The organism is Pseudomonas sp. NPDC086251 (genome assembly GCF_044746405.1).
In the GTDB taxonomy this organism is placed as follows: Bacteria; Pseudomonadota; Gammaproteobacteria; order Pseudomonadales; family Pseudomonadaceae; genus Aquipseudomonas.
In genome coordinates this window covers 587,160-609,690 of the sequence record NZ_JBIVBY010000001.1, presented here as the reverse complement: position 1 = coordinate 609,690, position 22,531 = coordinate 587,160, and the positions used below count along the sequence as shown (strand labels likewise).

Here is a 22,531-nt window from a genome sequence, read left to right as displayed (position 1 = left end):
CCTTCAGGAGAGTCAGTGTGATCAACAAAAACAACAATAACGCTACGATCATGGCTTCGAGCGCCTTTCAGGTCACCAGCCTGGCGGCCGCCATGGCAATGGTTTCCACACCGATATGGGCCGGTGACACGGTCGAGTTCGACAACGGTGCGACCATGGATTGGTCGGTGACCACCAGTTACGGCATCGGTGTGCGAACGGGCAGCCAGAGCGATCGCTTGCTGACGATCAACGCCGACGATGCCAACCGCAACTTCGATCGCGGCAGTCTGACGACCAACCGCGTGGGCGCGCTGGGCGAACTGATCCTGCGCAAGGATAACTACGGCGCCGTGGTGCGCGGCAGTACGTTCTACGACGACGTCTACCACCAGGACAACGATAACGATTCGCCCGCCACCGTGAACAAGAACGGCAGCAACGACGAATTCACCAGCGATACCCGTTACTACAGCGGCGGTCGTACCCGTCTGCTCGATGCCTACGTGTTCAGCGGCTGGCGCTTCGACAACGACACCATGCTCGACGTCAAGGCCGGGCGGCACATCGAATCCTGGGGCGAGAGCTTGTACTACCCGGGGGTGAACGGCGTACAAAACCCGTCCGATGCGGTGAAAGCCTCGCAGCCGGGGGTTGAAGTCAAGGAGGTGCTGTTGCCGGTCGGGCAGTTCTCCGGTTCGTACCGCCTCAACCCCAGCATCACTTTCGGTGCCTATGTGCAATACGAATGGAAGGGCACCGAACTTCCGCCGGTGGGCAGTTACCTGTCGAGCAGCGATGTGGTGGGGCCGGGTCGTGAGTTCCTTTATGCCAACGGCCAGAAGGTTGCCTATCGTGGCACCGATGAACCGAGGGATGGTGGACAGTGGGGCGTGCAAGTGCGCTATCGCCCGGTGCCGGCGGTCGAGCTGTCGCTGTTCCACGTCAACTATCACGACAAGAACCCGGCCAGCGCCCTGGTCGGCTACGACCCGCGAGCGCTCGGTGGCGGCTTGTTTGCCATGTCCGGTCCCAATGGTTACCGGATCAAGTATTTCGAAGACATCAAGCTGACCGGCATCAGTGCCTCGACCAAGATCGGTGAATACCAGATTGGCGGCGAGTGGTCGTATCGCGACGGTGCGCCGGTGATGGTCAATACCGGGCTTGGTGCCGTACCGGCCAAGGGCAAGGGTCAGCAGATGCAGTTGTCGGCGATGCGTATCCTGGGGAGCCGTCCGTGGGCGAGCCAGACCACGCTGACTGCCGAAGTCATCCGTGTGCAGGTCGACAGCGTCGACTCGACGTCGGCCGCGCCCAACCTGCAAGGTCTTAACCTCGTGCCCGCCGTGGCAACTTTAGTGGCCCCTTCCGATGACTACACCTATAGCACCAGTGCCGGTTACCGCACCCAGTCCGCCAGCGCCTACACCGTGGGCGCATCGTTCAGTTATCCGGGCGTTTTCCAAGGCTGGGATCTGGAAGTCCCCTTCAGCTTCTCCAACGTCTTCAGTGGCTCCACGCCCATGGCCGGGAGCATCTCCGGAGTCGCAGGCGACCGACGCCTGAGCGCGGGTACCACCTTCAAATACCTGAGCAACCTGGAAGTCAGCTTGAGATACATCGCCTACCTGGGCGAGCCGGACCCGATCGATCGTCCGTTCGCGGACCCTGACTACGCCACGTTCTCGATGAAATACACCTTCTGATTGACCACTCGATGTCCGCTATTCGCGGACCTGAACACCACCTTGAACTGGCCGAAGCCCTGCGCTTCGGCATGGAGGCACCATGGGGCTCAAAGGGCATGCGGCCATTGTTGGAACCGCGCAATACAAACCGGAAAAATACGCGACCGCGCCGCGGATGTTTCATCTTGAGCAGGTCGCCGACCTGGCGGCCCAGGCGCTGCGCGATGCCGGGCTCAAAGCCTCGGACCTCGACGGACTGGTAATCAACGGCCCGCATTTTCATGAAGCGTCGGTGTTCGTACCGGCGATGGCCGCCGAGTACCTCGGCCTGCGCCTGAACTTCGCCGAAGTGGTGGACCTGGGCGGCTGCACCTCGGTGGGCATGGTCTGGCGCGCCGCCGCCGCGATCGAACTGGGGCTGTGCCAGGCCGTGCTGTGCGTGATTCCCGCGCGCATGGCGCCGCTGGGTCCCGATGAAGACCCTGGCTGGATGGCCCGGTCCATGCGCTTTGGTGGACACAGCACGGCCTTCGGCGCCCCCGAAGCCGAGTTCGATCTGCCTTACGGGCACATGGGCCAGAACACCGGCTACGCGATGATCGCCCAGCGCTATGCCGCGCAGTACAACTACGATCAGCGGGCCATGGCGAAGATCGCCGTCGACCAGCGCACCAATGCCCTGGCCAACCCGCAAGCGATGTTCTACGGCCAGCCGCTGACCATCGAGCAGGTCCTGGCCAGTAAAATGGTCGCCGATCCGTTGCACGTGCTGGAGATCGTCATGCCGGTGGCCGGTGGCGCCGCGATGATCATCACCAACAAGGAAGTGGCGGCACGGGCGCGTAAACGTCCGGCCTTCATCACCGGGTTTGGCGAACACCTGGCGTTCAAATCGCCGTCCTATGCCGAGGACATGCTGAACACGCCGATCGGCCCGGCTTCCCAGCGGGCCTTTGCCATGGCCGGGCTCAAGCCCAAGGACGTCGACGCCGCGCAGATCTACGACTGCTACACCATCACCACGTTGCTGACCCTGGAAGATGCCGGGTTCTGCGGCAAGGGCGAGGGCATGGCGTTCGTGCGCGAGCACGACCTGACCTGGCGTGGCGATTTCCCGATGAACACCCACGGCGGGCAACTCAGTTTCGGTCAGTCGGCTTCGGCCGGTGGCATGAGTCAAGTGATCGAGGCGGTGACGCAAATCGCCGGTACCGCCGGTGAGCGCCAGCTGGGGCGCTGCGACAGCGTCTACGTCTCCGGCACCGGTGGCGTGATGAGTGAGCAGGGCGCATTGATACTTCAGGGAGCATAAACACATGTCCAACAACAAACCGATGCCGGTTCCGACGCAGATTTCCGCGCCGTTCTGGGAGGGCCTGAAGGCTCGCCGTCTGTTGATCCAGCAATGCAACGCCTGTTCGCACTGGAACTTCTACCCGCGCCGGCATTGCCCGGTGTGCCTGGAGCATGACCTGGCGTGGCGCGAAGTGGATGGCGCCGCGACGCTTTATAGCTACACCGTGACGCGCATTGCCACCTTGCCCGACTTCATCGATGAAATGCCGCAGAAACTTGCGGTGGTGGAGCTGGCGCAAGGGGTGCGCATCAACACCAACCTGGTCGGTCTGGACGAGGGCGAAATCGAAATCGGCATGCCGCTGCAACCGGTGTTCGCCGAAGTCGATGCCAAGGGTAACCGCCTGCTGCGATTCACCGGGGTGGACAAGGATGCGTCGAGCTTGGAATCGCTTCCCGCGCAGGACAGCGAGGCACTGTCGGTGGCGTCGGAGCAACCGGCCGTGCAGCAGATCGACATGAATGACGGGCCGGCCCTGCAAGCCCTGGTCAGTGAAGCGTTCTGCGACTGGAGCAATGCGGTGGTGGTCGATCAGGCGCTGATCGATGCCTTTGCGCAGTTGTCGGGGGACGATTACTGGATCCACACCGATCCTGAGCGGGCGCGTCTGCAAAGCCCGTTCGGCGGGACCATCGCCCACGGTGCGCTGGTGCAGGTGTTGCAGTCACGGATGAAGCTGGCGCTGGGCTTCGAGATCAGCGGTTTCACCACCCAGATCAATTACGGCTCGGATCGCCTGCGCTTCCCGGCGCCGGTACCTGCCGGCTCGCGCATCCATTCCCGGGCGCGGGTGAAAAAAATCGAGCTGTTGGCCCGTGGCACCCAATTGACCCTGGAACTCACCACCCACGTGGTGGGCCAGGACCGGCCGTCGGTGATCAACGATCTGGTGATCCTCTACATCGCCTGATCGCGCTCCCGATTTCTGTAGGGGCCAGACTTGCCGGCGAACCAGGCGCTGCGGTGTGCCTGTTACACCGCGTCATCGTTTTTCGCGGGCAAGCCTCGCTCCTACAGGGCGTGAGTGATATCGCGGTGCAGCAGATGCACTGCTCCCGATTTTTGTAGGGGCCAGGCTTGCCGGCGAACCAGGCGCTGCGGTGTGACTGTTACACCGCGTCATCGTTCTTCGCGGGCAAGCCTCGCTCCTACAGGGCGTGAGTGATATCGCGGTGCAGCAGATGCACCGCTCCCTCCGGCTCTATGTCATTTGCGCCATTGCATAAGCCATTTGGACGATGTGTTACCCAGGCCTTGCGCCGACTATCTCCTCAGAGGCAACGCCTATCTCGATTGCCTCGCATGCTCCGGCGCCTGACAAGAACAAGAGGATTGGCCCTATGACTTGCCCTATGCACGCGTGCCGCGAACAGGAGTGTGCTTCATGCGCTCTGTGATCGGTTACGTGGTCTGCCTGGTGGTCGCCCTGACCATTGGCTACACCTTTTCCCCAAAAACTCCCCCACTAGCAGAATCGCTGGCCACGCGTCCGGACCGGGTGCAGATCAACGGCCTGCTCAATCTTGGCTCGCGTGTGGTCGCCGTCGGTGAGCGTGGCAGCATCCTGCTCAGCGATGACCAAGGCGTCAGTTGGCAACCCGCCAGCGTCACCACGCAACGCAATGCCACGCTGACTGCCTTGGTGGCGCTGGATGACAAACGCTTGCTGGCCGTCGGGCATGACGGCTGGATCCTGCGTTCCACTGATGCCGGCAGCCACTGGCAGGAAATTCGCTACGACGCCGATCTGGGCGAGCCGCTGCTGGGCATCTGGAGCGGTGGTGGCGACAACGTGATGGCGTTCGGCAGTTTCGGCAAGTTCTATCAATCCCTCGACGCCGGACAGACCTGGACCCCGCAGTTACTGGACATCGACAACGCGCACCTCAACAGCATGGCCGGTGGCAAGGATGGCCGGCGCATGTTGGTGGGCGAGCAGGGCCTGGTGCTGCGCACGGCCGATGCCGGGCAGCACTGGCAAACCTTGCCGGCGTTCTACAGCGGCTCGTTGTTCGGCATCGTGCGCCTGAGCGCGGAGAACTGGGTGACCTACGGCATGCGCGGGCATGTGTTCGTCAGCCACGACTTCGGCGACACCTGGACCCAGATCAACGTCGGCAACCAACTGCCGCTGTACGGCCATGTGCTGCTGCCCGACCACTCGGGGCTGGTGATCGTCGGTGCCGGCAGCTCGGTGGTGCGGCTTGATCCACAAGGCGCGCTAATTGGCGTTTCGCGCCTTGCCGGGCTCGGTACGTTGACCTCGGCGACGGTGGTCGGCTCACGCCTGCTGGTGGGCGGTGAGCGTGGGGTATTGCAAGGTTCAGGTGGCAGCGTCGCTGCCCTAGTGGCCACACAGGCCACCCAGTAAATGAGAGGCGGGCAATGAATCAAGGTAAACACTGGGTGACGCGCTGCGTCGAAACGTGTGCGGACCACCTGATGGCCTGGCGCAAGGGACTGTTGTTGCTGTTTGTCCTGGTGTCACTGGGCCTGGGCTACAGCGCCACTCATACGCAACTGGATCCGGGATTCAACAAACAGATCCCGGTGCGCCATGACTACATGATCAATTTTCTCAAGTTCAGCCGCTACTTCACCGGCGCCAACCGCTTCCTGGTCAGCGTGCGCTGGAAAGGCGAGGGCGACATCTACAACGCCGAGTACCTCGAGACCCTGCGCAAAGTCACCGACGACGTGTTTTTCATTTCCGGCGTCAGTCGCCCCAGCGTGACGTCGCTGTTCACCGCCAACGTGCGCTACATCGAAATCACCGAGGAAGGTTTTTTCGGCGACGTGGTGGTGCCGCCGCGCTTCAGCGGCACGGCACAAGACCTGGCGCAAGTGCGCAGCAACACCGCGGCTTCCGGCCAGGTCGGGCGCCTGGTGGCCAACGACCTGAAGTCGGCCATGGTCCGCGCCGACCTGCAAGACACCGACCCCAAGACCGGCCAGCCGGTGTCCTATGTCGACATCGCCACGCGCCTGGAAGAAATCCGCGCCAAGTACAACAGCGCCGATATCGAGATCAACATCGTCGGCTTCGCCAAACTGGTGGGCGATGTGGTCGAAGGGCTGAACACGGTGATCGGCTTCTTTGTCGTCGCCTTCGTGATCACCGGGCTGCTGCTGTGGCTGTATTCGCGCTCCCTGCGGCTGACCGTGGTGGCGCTGCTGGTGGCGTTGCTGCCGGTGGTCTGGCTGCTGGGCCTGCTGCCGCTGTTGGGATTGGGCATCGATCCGATGTCGATCCTGGTGCCGTTCCTGATCTTCTCCATCGGCGTGTCCCATGCGGTGCAGATGACCAATGCGTGGAAACAGGACGTGCTGGCCGGCCATACGTCAAAGGAAGCGGCGCGCTCGGCGTTCTGCAAAATCTTCATCCCCGGTTCGCTGGCCTTGCTGATGAATGCCCTGGGGTTTGCGGTGATCATGCTGATCGACATTCCCATCGTCCATGAACTGGGGGTGACGGCCTGCATCGGTGTGATGCTGATGATCATCACCAACAAACTGATGTTGCCGATCATCATTTCCTACCTGCGCCTGGAACCTGCGCTGTTGCGTCGGGCGCAATTGCGCCCGGCGGGCAAGCACCGCCTGTGGTGGCGGCTGTCGGCGCTGGCCGAACCCGGGCCTGCGTTGGGTGTGTTCGCCGTCAGCCTGTTGCTGCTGTTGGCCGGAGCCTACAAGGCCCGCGACCTGGCGGTGGGCGATATCGGTGCCGGTGCGCCGGAGTTGCGGGCCGACTCGCGCTACAACCAGGACAACGGCAAGATCATCAGCAGCTACTCGATCGGGCTCGACGTGATGTCGGTGTTCGTCCAGGTCAAAGGCGTCGAAGAAGGGTGCTTGTCACCTGCCGTGATGCGTGCGGTGGAAGCGTTCGATTTCCGCATGCGCACGGTCACCGGCGTGCAGTCGATCCAGAGCGTGGCGGACATGGGCAAGCGGGTGATTGCCGGCAATAACGAAGGTAACCCGCGGTGGGCGGCGATACCCGGTTCGCCGCGCGGCCTGAGTCAGGGCGCCCGGGCCTACATGCCGGATGACGGACTGGTCACCGATGGCTGCCAGCAGATGCAGATTCTGGTGTTCCTGGCCGACCACGAAGGCAGCACCGTCACTCATACAATCAATGAAGCCAAACGGATCATTGCCGAAGTCAGTTCGCCGCAGGTCGAATTCCTCCTCGCCGGTGGCAACGTTGGTGTGATGGCGGCCTCCAACGAGGCGGTCAAGCGTGCCGAGGTGATCATGCTGGGGGCGTTGTTCGGTTCGGTGGCGCTGTTTTGCTGGCTGACGTTCCTGTCGATCCGCGCCGTGTTGTGCATTCTGGTGCCGCTGGCGATTGTCGCGATCCTGTGCAACGCACTGATGACCCTGCTCGGCATCGGCCTGAAGGTCGCCACCTTGCCGGTGATGGCACTGGGCGTGGGCGTGGGTGTCGACTACGGCATCTATCTGTACGAGCGCATCCAGCACGAAATGCTGCGCGGCGCCAATCTGCGCGAGGCGTTCTACGAAGCGATGTGCCAACGCGGAACCGCCGCGGTGTTCACGGCTGTGACCATGTCGATCGGCGTCTGCACCTGGGCGTTCGCGCCGCTGAAGTTCCAGGCTGACATGGGCGTGTTGCTGTCGTTCATGTTCCTGGTCAACGTGCTGGGGGCGATTTTCCTCCTGCCGGCGCTGGCGGCCTGGTTCAATCGCGGACGACCGTTGGTCACTGAGCGGCTACGCCAGCCGGCGCCTGTGCAAGGCCGGTTCCAGCTGAAAAACAGCCCGGCGGCGCGTGATTCACAGTAGCCAAAAATAAACCTGCCACGCCTATTGTGGAGTGCCCAGGCGATAGGGAAACTGAAAATAAATACGGGCCCCATTGCCGGGCCCCCACAGGCAATTCGCAGTCAAGAGGGGGAACTTCGGTTCTCCCCAGCCGAAATTATAAAAATAACAAGGGAAGGGCAACGTCCTTACCCGTGCGAGGAGAAGACTATGCAAGATGTTGTCTTGACCGCTGAAGCCCTGGCGGGCCTTGGCCTGGACCTTACGCGCTTCAGCCAGTTGGTGGGTGAAGTCTACGAAGGTGCGCTCGACCCGAAACTGATGGCCAACGCCCTCAAAAGCTTTCTCAAGCTCTACGATGCCAACTACGTCACCCTGATCCTGCGGGTGCCGGATCAACCTGACATGGGCGTGATGATTATCGCCGGCGACATCGAAGGCGCCGGGGATGTCAGCTACATGACCTATCCGCAGACCAACACGCCGTTCGTCAACCAGCCGCTGGATCAGGTATTCGCCGTCGATGACATCATGACCTCCACGGAGTGGGAGCACAGCGCCTACTTCAAGGCCTTCTGCGGTCCCAACGACGTCTACCACGTGATGGGCGCCGATATTTCCACGCCGGACGGCGGCAAGCTGCGCTTCCGCATCACTCGTCCCAAACGCTCGCCGAATTTCTCTGCCAATGAGCGGGCGCTGTGCGCCATGTTCCTGCCGCACCTGCGCCGGGCATTGCAGTTGCACAACCTGCTGGACCGCAGCGAGTCGCTCAGTGAGCTGTATTCCCAGGCCATCAGCCGTTTGTCGGTGGCCACGCTGGTGCTCGACGAGAGTGGCAGCGTGTTGCGGGTCAACCCGGTGGCCCAGGAAATCCTCGCCCGTTCCGATGGCCTGAAACTGGTGGGCGGGCGCCTGGAGGCAACGTACCCCAGCGACAACCGCGAGCTGCAGCGCCTGATTCGCGGCGCGTTTTCCCCCGACGCGCCGAAAAGCGCCGAGGCCATGTCGGTAACCCGTCCTTCAGGGCTGGTCAATCTTGGGGTGGTGGTTGAGTCGATACCGTCCCTGGACTGGGCCGAGGAAAAGGGGCAGCCGGCGGCGCTGGTGTACATCCGCGATGCCTCGAGCAAATCCCTGGCCAGCGAAGTGGTGACCAAGCAACTGTTCAACCTGACCAAGGCTGAAACCGCCCTGGCCATGGAGCTGGCCAACGGTTTGTCCCTGGAGGAAGCGGCCGAGGTCCTGAATATTCGGCGCAACACGGCGCGTGCACATTTGCGCTCGATCTTCTCCAAGACCGGCGTGCGCCGCCAGACCGAGCTGGTGCGCATCCTGCTCAACAGCGTGGTGGCTCTGGGCAAACCCAGGCTGTCCTTGAAAGTGGCGGAGAAAATCAAGGTCCCACCGCCTAAGCTGGCCGTGCCGATGTCTCGCCTGGCCTGACCGCGACGCCCGGTTCGCCTGTAGGAGCCTGGCTCGCCGGCGAAGAACGACAACGCGGTCTGACAGGCACGCCGCGGCGTTTTTAGTCCGCACGGACGATGCCGGTCCGTGATCGCGCTGTCGATACTGGGCAGACCAATCACGGAGAACAACAATGCCTATCACCGTCATCACCGGAAGTGCCTCGGGAATCGGGGCTGCCGTATCCGCCGCCATGCGTGCCGCCGGGCACCGGGTCATCGGTATCGATCGCAGCAACGCCGAAGTGATCGCCGACTTGTCCACGCCTCAGGGCCGAGAGGCGGCCATCACACACGTGCTCGAACAGAGCGGCGGGGTGCTCGATGGGCTGATCTGCTGCGCCGGGATCGGTGTCACGGCGCCCAACGGCGGTCTGATCCTGGCGGTCAACTACTTTGGCGTCAGCCAGTTGCTCGACGGCCTGCAAGGCGCATTGGCCAAGGGGCAGCAGCCGGCGGCGCTGGTGATCGGCTCAGTGGCGGCGACTCACTCGGGGCCAGACGGCCAGCCGATGATTGAAATGATGATCGCAGGCGATGAGGTCCAGGCGCTGGAACTGGCCAACACCCTCGGCCAGCCCCACGTGGCTTATGCCGCTTCCAAGTATGCGATCAGCCGGCATGCCCGCAGTCTGGCGGTGAACTGGGGCAAACAGGGCATACGCTTGAACGTGGTGGCACCGGGCGCAGTGGAAACCCCGTTGCACCAGGCCTCGCTGGACGATGCACGCTTCGGTCAGGCGACCCGTGATTTCGTCGCGCCCTTGGGCCGCGCCAGCCAACCGGCGGAAATCGCTGCGGTGGTCGCGTTCCTGCAGTCGCCGCAAGCCTCGTTTGTCCATGGCAGTGTGGTGTTCGTCGATGGCGGCATGGACGCCATGGTCCGCGCCCCGCGCTTCTAAAAGGAAACGGTATGAACAAGGTGGCATTCATCACCGGCGCCAGCCGGGGTATCGGCCGCGAGGCGGCGCTGGCGTTCGCCCGCGCCGGTTTCGACCTGGCGATCAGCGCCCGTACCCTCAACGAGGGCGAGCAGCATGAACATGCTTTGCGCGATGCTGCCGGGGCGCCGTTGGCGGGCAGTCTCAACGGCACCGCAGCAGCGTTGCGAGAACTCGGTTGCCGGGTGCTCGTGGTGCCGATGGACCTGCTCGACAGCGACTCGGCGCTGGCGGCCTGTGAGGCGGTATTGGCTGAGTACGGGCGCATCGACGTGCTGATCAATAACGCGATCTACCAGGGCAGTGACCTCAATGCCGGGTTCATGGACTTGCAGGTGCAGACGCTGGAACGGATGTTCCAGGGCTACATCCTCACTCCGTTCCTGCTGACCCGGGCCGTGGCCGAACACATGGTGAAGCGCGGCGGCGGGGTGGTGATCAACGTCACTTCCGGCGCCGGCGAAAGCGACCCTCCGGTGGCAGCGGGCAAGGGCGGCTGGGGTTATGCCTATGGCGCGGGCAAGGCAGCGGTGTCGAGGCTTTCCGGGGTGTTGACCACGGAGCTGGGTGAGGCGGGTGTGCGCGCGTTTACGCTCAATCCGGGCGTGGTCACCACTGAAGCGCTCAAGGCCACCATCGGCGACAAGGGCATGATCGCCTTGCGCGCCGGCAGTGCCCCGCCGCATGTGCCGGCGGCGGTGATGCTGTGGTTAGCCACTGCCGACCAGGCACCTGATTTTCAACGCCGAACCATCGCGGCGCAGCCGTTTGCCCTGGCGCACGGCATCGTTGCCGACTGGCGCTGACATCATGTTGGAGTGACTTGCTCACGAAAGCGGTGGGCCAGTCGCCAACGATGCCGACCGACATGGCCTCTTCGCGGGCAAGCCCGCTCCCACAGGTTCAGTGATGTACGCAGATTTTGTGTACGACACGGACCCTGTGGGAGCGGGCTTGCCCGCGAAAGCGTCGGAACCAGCGTTGCGGGGTTATGCCTGGCGCCGTTGGCGGGCCAGGGTCATGGCGGTGTCTTCGATCATGTCTTCCTGGCCGCCGACCATGCCGCGACGGCCCATTTCAACGAGGATTTCCCGGGCCGAGACGCCGTATTTCTTCTCGGCACGCTTGGCGAACAGCAGGAACGAGCCGTAGACCCCGGCATACCCCATGGTCAAGGCATCGCGGTCGCTGCGGATCGGGAAGTCCATGATCGGCACCACCAGGTCTTCGGCGACGTCCTGGATGCCAAAAACGCTGACGCCGGTGTCGATACCCATGCGATCACACACCGCTACCAGCACTTCCATCGGCGTGTTGCCGGCGCCGGCGCCAAGGCCCGCGCAAGCAGCGTCGATGCGGTTGGCCCCGGCGGCAATCGCGGCGATGGAGTTGGACACACCCATCGACAGGTTGTGATGGCCATGAAACCCGATCTCGGTCTCGGGCTTGAGTGCCGCACGCATCGCCGCCACACGAGCGCTGACATCATGGGGCAACAGGTAGCCCGCCGAGTCGGTCAGGTAGATGCAGTTGGCGCCGTAGCTTTCCATCAACAAGCCCTGCTTGACCAAACCTTCGGGGCTGTTCATGTGGGCCATCATCAGGAAACCGACGGTGTCCATGCCCAGGCCACGGGCGTGGGAAATGTGCTGTTCACTGACATCGGCCTCGGTGCAATGGGTGGCCACGCGAATAGTGTTGACCCCCAGTTCGTGGGCCATTTTCAGGTGGTCGACGGTGCCGATACCCGGCAGCAGCAGGGCCGAAACCTTGGCCTTTTTCATCAGCGGAATCACCGCCGACAGGTATTCCTCATCGGTGTGGGCCGGGAAACCATAGTTCACCGAGCTGCCGCCCAGGCCATCGCCGTGGGTGACTTCGATCAGCGGCACACCGGCCGCGTCGAGGCCGCAGGCGATGTCTTTCATCTGCTGCAGGCTGATCTGGTGACGCTTGGGGTGCATGCCGTCGCGCAGGCACATGTCGTGAACGGTGATGCTTTTGCCGCGAAGATCCATGGTCGGTTCCTTATGCGTGGGCGGTATGGGCAGTGGCTTGCAGCACCAGCTCGCCCTTGAGGATTTCCTCGGCGAACATTTCGGCGGTGCGCGCCGCGGCGGCGGTCATGATGTCGAGGTTGCCGGCGTACTTGGGCAGGTAGTCGCCCAGGCCTTCGACCTCCATGAAAATCGACACCCGATTGCCATCGAACACTGGACCGTTGACCAGCTTGTAGCCGGGCACGTAGCGCTGCACTTGCAGGATCATGGCCTCGATCGCGGCAGTGATCGCCGGCTGATCCGGTTCGCTCTCGGTCAGGCAGTGCACGGTGTCGCGCATGATCAGCGGTGGCTCGGCGGGGTTGATGATGATGATCGCCTTGCCTTTCTTCGCGCCGCCGACTTTTTCCACGGCGCTTGAGGTGGTGCGAGTGAACTCGTCGATATTTTTCCGGGTGCCGGGACCGACCGATTTTGAGGCGGCGGTGGCGATGATTTCGGCGTATTCCACCGGCTGCACACTGGACACCGCCGCCACCAGCGGAATGGTGGCCTGGCCGCCGCAGGTGACCATGTTGACGTTCATCACGCCCAGGCCCAGTTGCGCCTTGAGGTTCACCGGCGGTACGCAATACGGGCCAATGGCCGCCGGCGTCAGGTCGATCATCAACACGCCCAGGGCATTGAGCTTGCGCGAGTTCTGCGCGTGCACGTAGGCCGAAGTGGCGTCGAAGGCGATCTGGATCTGGTCTTCAAGGACGTGGGGCAGCAGGCCGTCGACGCCCTCGGCGGTGGTCTTCAGACCCAGCTCGCGAGCACGCGACAAGCCTTCGGAAGTGGCGTCGATGCCCACCATCCACACCGGTTCCAGCACCTCGCTGCGCATCAATTTGTACAGCAGGTCGGTGCCGATGTTGCCCGGCCCGATCAGCGCGCATTTGATCTTTTTGTTCATGGTCTAGGGCTCCTGGGAAGGGAAGGGGTGATCACGGGACAAAGCGCAGGCTGGCTTCACCGAGCCCGCTCATGGACAGGCTGATACGGTCGCCGGCGACCACTGGCACCAACGGCGCGAGGGCACCGGAAAGAATGATTTCGCCACGGCGAAAAGGGATGCCCAGCTCGCCGAGGGTATTGGCCAGCCAGGCCACTGCCGCGCAGGGATGGCCTTGCACTGCCGAGCCGAAGCCCGAACCTGCCGGTTGAGCGTTTTTCAGCAGTTGCATGTGCACCGCAGCGAGGTCCAGTGAACGCGGGTCAATGCGTTGGTTGCCAAGGGCGAATACGCCACACGAAGCGTTGTCGGCCACGGTGTCCTGGATGCGGATCTGCCAGTCGTCGATCCGCGAATCGACGATCTCGAAGCACGGTGCGACCCATTGACTGGCGGCCAGCACGTCGTCGGCGCTGATGCCCGGGCCCTGCAAGTCTTCACCGAGGATGAAGGCGATTTCCCCTTCGGCCCGCGGCTGAATCAAGTTGTGGCGGGCCAGGCTGACGTCGCTGCCATCCTCGACCTGCATGGCGTTGGTGAGGAAACCGAAGTCCGGTTGGTGGACATCGAGCATGTCCTGCACGGCGCGGCTGGTAACCCCGATCTTCTTGCCGATCACCCGCTCGCCCAAGGCTTCGCGGCGTTGCAGGAAGTGCAGGGAAATCCGGTATGCCTGTTCAAGGGTGATCTGCGGATAGCGGCGGGTCAGGGGCGCCAGCGTCTGGCGGCCGCGCAGGGCGTTGAATAGCTCGTCACCGAGCGCGTTGATCAAATGAACGTCCATGGCGAGGGCTCCAGAGGGGTTGAGGGAGAAAAAAAAGGCCCGTCCCAAATGTCATCGAGGACGAGCCCAAAGGAGGGGTTCAGCCGGGCCAGACCGACGAATCGGCACCGCCGTCGACGTCGATGATCTTGCCGGTCACCCAGGCCGACGCCGGGCTGGCCAGGTACAGCGCGGCGGCCGCGATGTCTTGCGGGGTGCCCAGGCATTGGAGCGGAGTATTGGCTTCCATGGTTTGGCGCATGGCGGCGGGCATCACGCCGTTCAGTGCTTCGGTCAGGGTCGGGCCCGGGGCGACGGCGTTGACGCGGATCTGCGGGGCGAAATCCTGGGCCAGCAGGCGGGTCAGATGGCTGAGGGCGGCCTTGGCCGTGCCGTAGGCGCTGAAATGGCGCTGGGCATAACGCGCTGCCACCGAACTGATGTTGATAATGTTGCCACCGCCGGCCTCGCGCATCAGCGGTACGCACAACTGGCAGAAGGCATAACTGGTGGCGACGTTGAAGTTCAGCACCTGGGCGAATTGGTCGGGTGACAGGGTCAATGGATCGTTGGGGCCGCCGCCGCCGACGTTGTTCACCAGGTGGGTGAGGCGGCCCATGTGTTCAATGCTCTGACGCACCAGCGCCTGGCGTTGTTCAGCATCGTTGACGTCGCAGGCTACCGCCAGGGCGCGTCGGCCCAAGGCGCGAACTTCTTCGGCCACGGCTTGAACTTCGTCCAGTGACCGCGCCGAGCACACAACATCGGCACCGGCTTCGGCGTACGCCAGGGCAATCGCCCGACCGATGCCTCGGCCACTGCCGGTGACGATGGCGACACTGCCGTGCATCTGGAAACGCTGCAAAATACTCATGGGCCCTTGCTCCGTGGGGTCGGTTGTCGATGGATTGAATATCGCCGCAACGGCCGGCGCGAGCATCGTCTCAACGGACTAGCGCTATCGCGCCTACGGACGAACCGGATGTGGCGGTGTCTCTGTCTCACCGCGCTATCGTTCCTCGCCTGTAGGAGCCAGGCTTGCCGGCGAACCAGGCGCCGCGGTGTAACAGTCAGACCGTGTCATCGTTTTTCGCGGGCAAGCCTCGCTCCTACGGGGGAGGGGGCCGGTCTCCCCTAGTCCGCTTTGACGATGAATGATTGCCCGCTCGATCCGATGATTCGTCACAACTCGCGCAGTGGCGCAGTGAGATCGGGAGAGTTGAGTGATGCACAGCATGCGAGAAAAGACCCAGGACGAACGTGATCTGCTGGAACGGGCACGCAGCCTGGTGCCGGCACTCAAGGCACGCACGGCGCAGGCCGACAAGGATTTGAAAGTGCCGGTGGAAAGCGTCGTCGAGTTGCAGTCCTCCGGCCTGCTGCGGGCCCTGCAACCACGGGCGTTCGGTGGTTATGAAGTGGACCCCCGGACCTTTTTCGAAATCCAGACCATTCTCGCCGAGGGCTGCATGTCAACCGCCTGGATCTACGGCGTGATGGGGGTTCACCCGTGGCAACTGGCGCGTTACCCGATCGAAGCGCAGCGCGAAGTCTGGGCTGATGACCACGACGCCCTGATCTGTTCGACCTATATGCCTGCGGCCAGCGTCACGGTGGTCGAGGGCGGTTACCGCATTAGCGGGCGCTGGGGTTTTTCCAGCGGCAGCGAGCACTGTCAGTGGGTGTTCCTGGGCGGGATCCTGCCACCCGATGGCGAACTGGGCGCTGAGCACGGCACCTTCCTGCTGCCGCGCAAGGACTATCAGATCGAACGCAATTGGGACGTGATGGGCCTGCGCGGCACCGGAAGCCACGACATCGTGGTCGAGGATGTATTCGTTCCGGCCCATCGCGTGCAGCGCACCAACAACTGGACCCTCGAAGCGACCCCCGGGCGGCTGGTCAACACCAACCCGATCTACGCGATCCCGTTTGCCCAGGTGTTCTCCCGCGCCGTGTCCACCTCGGCCATCGGCGCCTTGCAGGGAGCGATCAACGAGTTCCGCGACAATGCCGCCAAACATATTGGCAAGCACGGCGCCCGCACGGCCGACGATCCTGTGGCGCAAACCGCCGTCGCCGAAGCGATGATCACCGTGGACAGCCTGCGCCTGGTGCTGGAACGCAACTACGAGCACCTGATGAGTCTGGCCCGAGCCGGCGAATACCCTGATACCGAAACGCGCTTGCTGTATCGCTACCAGTCGGCCTACGTAACCAACATCTGCGCCGAACGGGCCAACGACCTGCTACGCAGCATGGCCGCCTCTGGCTTGTATAACACCAACCCGGTGGCGCGGTTGTTCCGCGACCTGCACCAGGCACGTGGGCACATCGCCAACAACTATATGGCCTACGGGCGCAGCTATGGCGCAGTGATGCTCGGCCTGCCCAACCCGGACCCTTACGTCTGAGGGCATGACGCCCGATTTGAAACCCCTGGGTTCACACCTGCCAGCGATACGCGGGCAGGTGGTCATGAGTACCTGAACTATGAACAATTATCTTGCCCTGCGCGTGGCGCGAGTCATCGAGGAAACGGCGGATGCCCGTTCGCTGGTGTTCGACGTGCCGGAGCATCTGGCTGAACGCTTTCGCTATCAACCCGGCCAGTTCCTGACCTTGCGCGTGCCCTTCGAGGACGGCTGGCTGCCCCGTTGTTATTCATTGTCCAGCACGCCGTTGCTGGGTGAACCGTTGCGGGTCACGGTCAAGCGCGTGCACCAGGGACGTGCCTCGAACTGGCTGTGCAGCGAACTGCAGGCCGGTCAGATCCTGGAAGTCCTGGCGCCCGCCGGCGTGTTCGTGCCACGCAGCCTGGACGGCGATCTGTTGTTGTTCGGCGGAGGCAGCGGCGTGACGCCGGTGCTGTCGATCCTGCGTTCGGCGTTACTCGCGGGCACCGGGCGGGTCCTGTTGATCTACGCCAATCGCGACGAGGCGTCGGTGATTTTCAAGGATGAGCTCAAAGCGCTGGCCAGCGCCCATCCGCAACGCCTGCAAGTCGTCCATTGGCTGGATTCGGTGCAGGGCATCCCCAGCGTCGGTCAACTGGCCGAACTGGCCCGGCCATTCATCGACGCCCAGGCGTTCATTTGCGGTCCGGGCCCGTTCATGGACGCGGCTGTCAGTGCACTCAAGGGCTTGGGCATGCCGGATCGCCGGGTCCATGTCGAGCGCTTCGTCTCATTGCCCGGCGAAGGCGAATTGCCGCTGGTGACCAGCAGCGAGGCGGCAGTCGCCGCGCAGTTGGCAGTGCGCCTGGATGGCGAGGACCACCAGCTGGCCTGCGACAGCGGCGAAACCGTACTGGCCGCCATGGAACGTGCCGGCCTCAACCCGCCCAGCGCCTGCCGTGTCGGTGGCTGCGCCTCGTGCATGTGCACGCTGGAAAGTGGCGACGTCGAGTTGCTGCACAACGATGCGCTGGATGCGGGTGAGCTGGCCGAAGGCTGGATCCTGGCCTGTCAGGCGGTGCCCACCAGCGCGCAACTGCGTATCCGCTTTCCAGAATGAAGCCCTCAATGATGCCAAGCACGAGCCCACGATGAATCAGAGCCTGAACCTTGCCGCGCCTCTGAGCGCCACCCCCGCCACGCTGGCCCAATTGGTCTTCAGCAGCGCCGAACGTTTTGCCGGGCGCACCGCCATAGACGACAACGGCCAATGCATCGACTACGCCGAGTTGCCCGAGCGGGTCATGGGCTTTGCCCGGGGCTTGATGGCCCTGGGGATCCAGGCCGGTGACCGGGTCGGTATCTGGGCACCGAACAGTGGCGAGTGGATCCTCGCCGCGCTGGGCATCCAGTGTGCCGGTGCGGTGCTGGTGCCGATCAACACGCGAATGAAGGGCCTTGAGGCTGCCGATGTGCTGGAGCGCAGCGGCTGCCGGCTTTTGTTTGTGCAGCAGCGATTTCTCGATGTCGATTACCCGGCACTGCTCGCGCCCCATCGACCGGCCAGCCTCGAACACCAGGTGATATTTGACGGTGATACGCCGGGTCTCGCTGCGGACCTGACCCTTGCCTCGTTCCTGCTCGGCGCCGCAACCATCGACGTCGATAGCGCCAGGCACCGGGCATTGGCGGTTCCGCCGCAAGCCATGTGCGACCTGTTGTTCACCTCTGGCACCACTGGCAAACCCAAGGGCGTGATGAGCGGCCACGGACAGAACCTGCGAGCCTTCACCGAATACGTCAAGGTCATCGGCCTGGTACCAGGCGACCGTTACCTGATCGTAAACCCGTTCTTTCATGCCTTTGGCTACAAGGCCGGCTGGCTGACGTGCCTGATCGGCGGCGCGACCATCCTGCCCCATGCGGTGTTCGATGCCGAGCAGGTGTTCCAGCGCATCGCCCGTGAGCGCATCAGCGTCTTGCCCGGTGCGCCGACCCTGTACCTCTCGCTGCTGGCTCATCCGCTGCTCAAGCAGACCGACCTGTCGAGCCTGCGTATTGCGGTCACCGGTTCGGCGAGCATCCCGCCGAGCCTGATCGAACGCATGCGCAACGAGTTGGGATTCGCCGTGGTCACCACCGCCTACGGCCTGACCGAATGCGGCGGTCTGGCAACGATCTGCGATCCACAAGACTCGGCGCAGGTGATCGCCGGCACCAGCGGGCGGCCGATCGCCGGCACCGAAGTGAGCATCCGCGATCCGCAAAACCAGGCATTGGACCCAGGGCTGACGGGTGAGATCTGCCTGCGTGGCTTTCACATCATGCAAGGCTATTTCCAGAACCCCGAAGCGACTCGCGAAGCCATCGACGCCGAGGGCTGGCTGCACACCGGCGATGTCGGGCGTCTGGATAAAGCGGGCAACCTGATGATCACCGACCGGCTGAAGGACATGTTTATCGTCGGCGGCTTCAACTGCTATCCGGCAGAAATCGAAGCGGCACTGATCAGGCATCCGGCGATTGCGCAGGTGGCGGTGATTGGCATTGCCGATGAGCGCATGGGCGAAGTCGGTTGTGCCTGCGTGGTGCTGCGCAATGGAGCAGAACTCGACGAGGCGCAATTGATCGCGTGGAGCCGTGAACACATGGCCAATTACAAGGTGCCGCGCCAGGTACGTTTTTTCAGTGCCTTGCCGCTCAACCCGTCGAGCAAGGTGGTGAAGAGCGAATTGCGCGCGATGGTGGCCGACAGCGCTCAGGCATGAGAAACGCGCATCGCACCAAACGGACGATGTGCGCGAAAGCGGTTTTTTTCATGCTGTGGGGGCACAAAACAAAACAACAAAAAAGGAGATGGACATGTTTATCCGAAACATTGTTGCGCACCGTCCGGGGAAAGCGTTCGATGGGCGTTGCCTGTTCGCTATGGGCATCACGGTCGCCAGTGCCACGGCCAGCGCGGCGCCGACGATCGAACTGGGGGAAAACACCACCCTGGATTCGTCGCTGACGGTCAACTACACCGCCTCCATGCGTACGGCCAAGCAGGCCAGTCAATACCTCAATGACCCGAACAACGACGATGGCACGCGAAACTTCAAGCGCGGCTCGTTGATCAACAATCGCCTGAGCCTTTTCGGTGAGTTGCAGCTCAAGCACGACAACCTCGGTGCGGTGCTGCGCGGCAGTCAGTTCTATGACGATGTCTACAACCAGAAAAATGCCAACGACTCGCCGCAGACGGTTAACAAGACGGGCCACAACGACGGTTTCAGCGACGAAACCCGTCGGCTGAGCGGCAGCGCCGCGCGTCTGCTCGACGCGTATGTGTACGGCAACTTCGACGTCGGCGAGACCCAGTATCTGTCGCTCAAGGCCGGGCGGCACTTGGTGGCCTGGGGCGAAAGCCTGTTCTGGGCCAACATCAGCCAGGGCCAGGCCCCGGTGGATGCCACCAAATTCAACGTGCCGGGCACCGAGGCCAAGGACTCTTACCTGCCGGTGGGGCAGGTGTCCGGGTCGTGGTCGCTCAATGAAAACCTCGCGCTGGTGGGCTTCTACCAGTATGAGTGGGAAAAGACTCAGCTCAACCCTGTGGGTGATTACTTCGGCAGCGATACCTTCGGACCCGGTGCCGAGTTCTACCGTCTGGGCAGTGGGATAGTCGACAGCCTGCCCAACGGCGTGGCCGTTGGTTATGGCGGTGAGAAAGACGCCAGCGACAGCGGTCAATGGGGCCTGGGCGTGCGCTACCGGCTCACCGAAAACACCGAGGTCGGGCTATTTCACTACCGCTACAACGAGCGCGTCGGTTCATTGTTTTTCGACTTCACCGGCACCACCCAATACTCCTCGCTCAAGAACATCGGCCATGACGGCACCGCGTCGACCTATCGAATGGGCTATTTCGAAAACGTCAAATTGACGGGGGTCAGCTTCAGCTCAAAGGTCGGCGACTCGGTGCAGTATGCCGGTGACCTGAGCTACCGCGATGGCGCCTCGGTGTACCTGAACAACGGCGCACCGACCACCGGACAGATCTGGCAAGGCAACCTCAATGCCTCTTACATCCTTGGCCCGAGCATGCTGGCCCAGCAGACCACCTTCATGGGGGAAGTGGTGCATCAACACATCGCCGGCGTCGACAGCCTGACGATTACCGGCGGAGGGGCAGGGGTGGACGGCACGTTCGACAGGTTCGAGTCGGCGACCCAGACCCGTGGCTCGACCCTGTTGGGTATTGGCGCCTATATGGACTACCCGTCCATCGCCAACGGCCTGGACCTGAGCACCAAAGTGGTGTGGACGCAAAATGTCGACGGCAGTGCCTATCAAGGCCTGGGGCGCGACGAAAAGCGCCTGACCGTGGGTGGCGATTTCAAGTACCTGGGCAACTTCCAGGTCGGCATGACCTATGTCGCCTACCTGAGTTCGCCGGATGTCGCGCAGGGTCGATTGCTGGCTGACCGCGATTACCTGTCGCTCAACGCCAAATACACCTTCTGAAGATCAGTGCTGCGTCGCGATCCGGCGGCGCAGTCTTTCGTTCGTAGCCTGATAAAAATAAAGAGAGGCCTGTCATGAATCCTCGTTCAATCCCATCTCCGTTCAGCCCCGTCGAGATTGGTCCACTGACCCTGAAAAACCGTTTCATCAAGGCGGCGACCAATGAAGGCATGAGCGCCCAGGGCGTGCCTTCCAAGCAACTGGTCAAACTGCATTCGGCGCTGGCAACCGGCGGTACTGCGCTGACCACCGTGGCTTATTGCGCGGTGAGCAGCGATGGTCGCACCTTGCCCAACCAGTTGACCCTCAGCCAATCCAGCCTGCCGCACTTCAAGGCCCTGACCGACGGGGTGCACCAGGCCGGTGGACTGGCCAGCGCGCAGATTACCCACGGCGGCTGCTTCACCTTCATTCGCGAACGCTCGACCAAGCGCCCGCTGTCAGCCAGTGGTGGTTTCAACAAGATCGGCCTGATGAGCGGCATGTTCCTCAAGCAGGCAATGAACGAAGCCGACATGCAACAAGTGGTTCGTGATTTCGCCCAAGGCGCGCGCCTGGCACGCCAGGCGGGTTTCGATGCCGTGGAAATCCACATGGGTCACGGCTACTTGCTGAGCCAGTTCATCTCGCCGATGTACAACAAGCGCCGCGACCAGTACGGCGGCAGTCTGGAAAACCGCCTGCGTTTTCCGCGGCGGGTGCTGCGCGCGGTGCTCGATGCTGTCGGCCAGGAGATGGCGGTGATCTGCAAATACAGCATCACTGAAGGCGTGAGGGCGGGTAACAGCGCCGAAGACGGCGCCCGGATCGCCCGCATGCTGGAACAAGAGGGCGCGCATTTGCTGGTGCTCAGCGCCGGGATGAACGCCGAATCGATCACCACCATGTTCGGCTCTTCCTTCCCCAAGGAAAACCGCGTGCAGCAGAAGAACAAGATCATTGCCCTGGCGATGGCCATCCAGCGCCGTAAAGAGCCGACCGTAGAATTCCGGGAACTGTATTTGTTGGAACATGCGCGCAAAGTGCGTGCGGCGGTCAAGATGCCCCTGGCTTATTTGGGCGGTGCCAAGAGCCTGGCGAGCATCGAAAAGATCATGGCCGAGGGCTTCGACCTGGTCGCCATGGGCCGGGTGTTGCTGGCCGAAAACGATTACGTCAACAAACTCGCCAGCGGCGCCAGTCGTGACTCGATCTGCACCGCCTGCAACCGCTGCGTCGCCATGATGTACACCCCCGGCGGCACCTCCTGCGTACTGGGCCAGCCCGGCGACGCCGTGTTGAATAGCCAGAAGGCGGCGGATCGTTAAAAGGATAACCGGACGCTACAGATGAACCGCATAGTCTGCTTTCACAGGGCGTGGGCGTTATGCAAAGGCGGGGTGCACCAGAAATTTCTGTGGGAGCAACCGTCTTCACCAGGCGCGGTGGCCCCATCGCCAGCAGGCTGGCTCCCACAGGAGCTGCGCACAACCCCCCTACCAGGCCAGCCGGTAGGCCGCCTCGAGCGCATTTGATTTTGGCGCCCCCTCGAGGGCATGCCGAGCCACAGCGAGGCACCGAACGAAAGGGGCAAGAGCCCTTGGTTACTTGGGGCTTTTCCAAGTGACCCGCTGTAAAAGCGGAACCGCCAGCAGCCGTTACCGAAGG

General features: G+C 62.9%; 17 protein-coding genes. 13 read left to right on the top strand and 4 right to left on the bottom strand.

What is annotated here, in order from left to right; translation table 11 throughout:
* Positions 1-17: 17 nt before the first annotated feature.
* The 8 genes from ACIPL2_RS02700 to ACIPL2_RS02665 all read left to right on the top strand — a co-directional run bounded on the left by ACIPL2_RS02700 (position 18) and on the right by ACIPL2_RS02665 (position 11,028).
* Positions 18-1,688, top strand: coding sequence for a DUF1302 domain-containing protein (locus ACIPL2_RS02700; RefSeq protein ID WP_401352754.1), 1,671 nt, complete (start codon positions 18-20; stop codon positions 1,686-1,688).
* Between the two features lie 82 nt (positions 1,689-1,770).
* The gene (locus ACIPL2_RS02695; protein WP_401352752.1) at positions 1,771-2,982 is read left to right on the top strand and encodes a thiolase family protein; all 1,212 of its coding nucleotides are present in this window, start codon (positions 1,771-1,773) and stop codon (positions 2,980-2,982) included.
* 4 nt (positions 2,983-2,986) lie between these two features.
* A complete protein-coding gene (locus ACIPL2_RS02690) occupies positions 2,987-3,937 on the top strand; it encodes an OB-fold domain-containing protein (protein ID WP_401352751.1) in 951 nt (316 codons plus the stop codon).
* Between the two features lie 474 nt (positions 3,938-4,411).
* Complete coding sequence (locus ACIPL2_RS02685) at positions 4,412-5,398, top strand: WD40/YVTN/BNR-like repeat-containing protein (protein ID WP_401352749.1); 987 nt, start codon at positions 4,412-4,414, stop codon at positions 5,396-5,398.
* 14 nt (positions 5,399-5,412) lie between these two features.
* Complete coding sequence (locus tag ACIPL2_RS02680; RefSeq protein WP_401352747.1) at positions 5,413-7,836, top strand: RND family transporter; 2,424 nt, start codon at positions 5,413-5,415, stop codon at positions 7,834-7,836.
* 189 nt (positions 7,837-8,025) lie between these two features.
* Positions 8,026-9,261 carry a helix-turn-helix transcriptional regulator gene (locus tag ACIPL2_RS02675; protein ID WP_401352745.1) on the top strand — a complete coding sequence of 412 codons (1,236 nt, stop codon included), beginning with the start codon at positions 8,026-8,028 and terminating at the stop codon, positions 9,259-9,261.
* A 154-nt stretch (positions 9,262-9,415) separates the two neighbouring features.
* A complete protein-coding gene (locus ACIPL2_RS02670; protein ID WP_401352744.1) occupies positions 9,416-10,183 on the top strand; it encodes an SDR family oxidoreductase in 768 nt (255 codons plus the stop codon).
* 11 nt (positions 10,184-10,194) lie between these two features.
* Positions 10,195-11,028: an SDR family NAD(P)-dependent oxidoreductase gene (locus ACIPL2_RS02665; RefSeq protein WP_401352742.1), complete on the top strand. Its 834-nt coding sequence runs from the start codon at positions 10,195-10,197 to the stop codon at positions 11,026-11,028.
* Positions 11,029-11,211: 183 nt separating this feature from the next.
* Here the strand turns inward: ACIPL2_RS02665 and dmpG are convergent, their stop codons facing one another.
* The 4 genes from dmpG to ACIPL2_RS02645 form a co-directional block, all read right to left on the bottom strand.
* On the bottom strand, positions 11,212-12,240 hold the full coding sequence (dmpG, locus tag ACIPL2_RS02660) for a 4-hydroxy-2-oxovalerate aldolase (protein ID WP_095059605.1): 1,029 nt from the start codon (positions 12,238-12,240) through the stop codon (positions 11,212-11,214).
* Positions 12,241-12,250: 10 nt separating this feature from the next.
* Positions 12,251-13,177: an acetaldehyde dehydrogenase (acetylating) gene (locus tag ACIPL2_RS02655; protein ID WP_401352740.1), complete on the bottom strand. Its 927-nt coding sequence runs from the start codon at positions 13,175-13,177 to the stop codon at positions 12,251-12,253.
* Between the two features lie 31 nt (positions 13,178-13,208).
* Entirely contained in the window at positions 13,209-14,000 is a 792-nt protein-coding gene (locus tag ACIPL2_RS02650; protein ID WP_401352738.1) for a fumarylacetoacetate hydrolase family protein, read from the bottom strand.
* A gap of 79 nt (positions 14,001-14,079) precedes the next feature.
* A complete protein-coding gene (locus ACIPL2_RS02645) occupies positions 14,080-14,853 on the bottom strand; it encodes a glucose 1-dehydrogenase (protein WP_401352737.1) in 774 nt (257 codons plus the stop codon).
* A 352-nt stretch (positions 14,854-15,205) separates the two neighbouring features.
* Between ACIPL2_RS02645 and ACIPL2_RS02640 the strand changes: the two genes are divergently transcribed.
* The 5 genes from ACIPL2_RS02640 to ACIPL2_RS02620 all read left to right on the top strand — a co-directional run bounded on the left by ACIPL2_RS02640 (position 15,206) and on the right by ACIPL2_RS02620 (position 22,191).
* Positions 15,206-16,393 (top strand): acyl-CoA dehydrogenase family protein, encoded by a 1,188-nt coding sequence (locus ACIPL2_RS02640; RefSeq protein WP_401352735.1) that lies wholly within the window; start codon positions 15,206-15,208, stop codon positions 16,391-16,393.
* A 79-nt stretch (positions 16,394-16,472) separates the two neighbouring features.
* Positions 16,473-17,495 carry a 2Fe-2S iron-sulfur cluster-binding protein gene (locus tag ACIPL2_RS02635; protein ID WP_401352733.1) on the top strand — a complete coding sequence of 341 codons (1,023 nt, stop codon included), beginning with the start codon at positions 16,473-16,475 and terminating at the stop codon, positions 17,493-17,495.
* A gap of 31 nt (positions 17,496-17,526) precedes the next feature.
* Complete coding sequence (locus tag ACIPL2_RS02630; RefSeq protein WP_401352731.1) at positions 17,527-19,143, top strand: FadD3 family acyl-CoA ligase; 1,617 nt, start codon at positions 17,527-17,529, stop codon at positions 19,141-19,143.
* A 94-nt stretch (positions 19,144-19,237) separates the two neighbouring features.
* On the top strand, positions 19,238-20,884 hold the full coding sequence (locus ACIPL2_RS02625; protein ID WP_401352729.1) for a DUF1302 domain-containing protein: 1,647 nt from the start codon (positions 19,238-19,240) through the stop codon (positions 20,882-20,884).
* A 74-nt stretch (positions 20,885-20,958) separates the two neighbouring features.
* Complete coding sequence (locus ACIPL2_RS02620) at positions 20,959-22,191, top strand: NADH:flavin oxidoreductase (RefSeq protein WP_401352727.1); 1,233 nt, start codon at positions 20,959-20,961, stop codon at positions 22,189-22,191.
* The last annotated feature ends 340 nt before the right edge of the window (positions 22,192-22,531 follow it).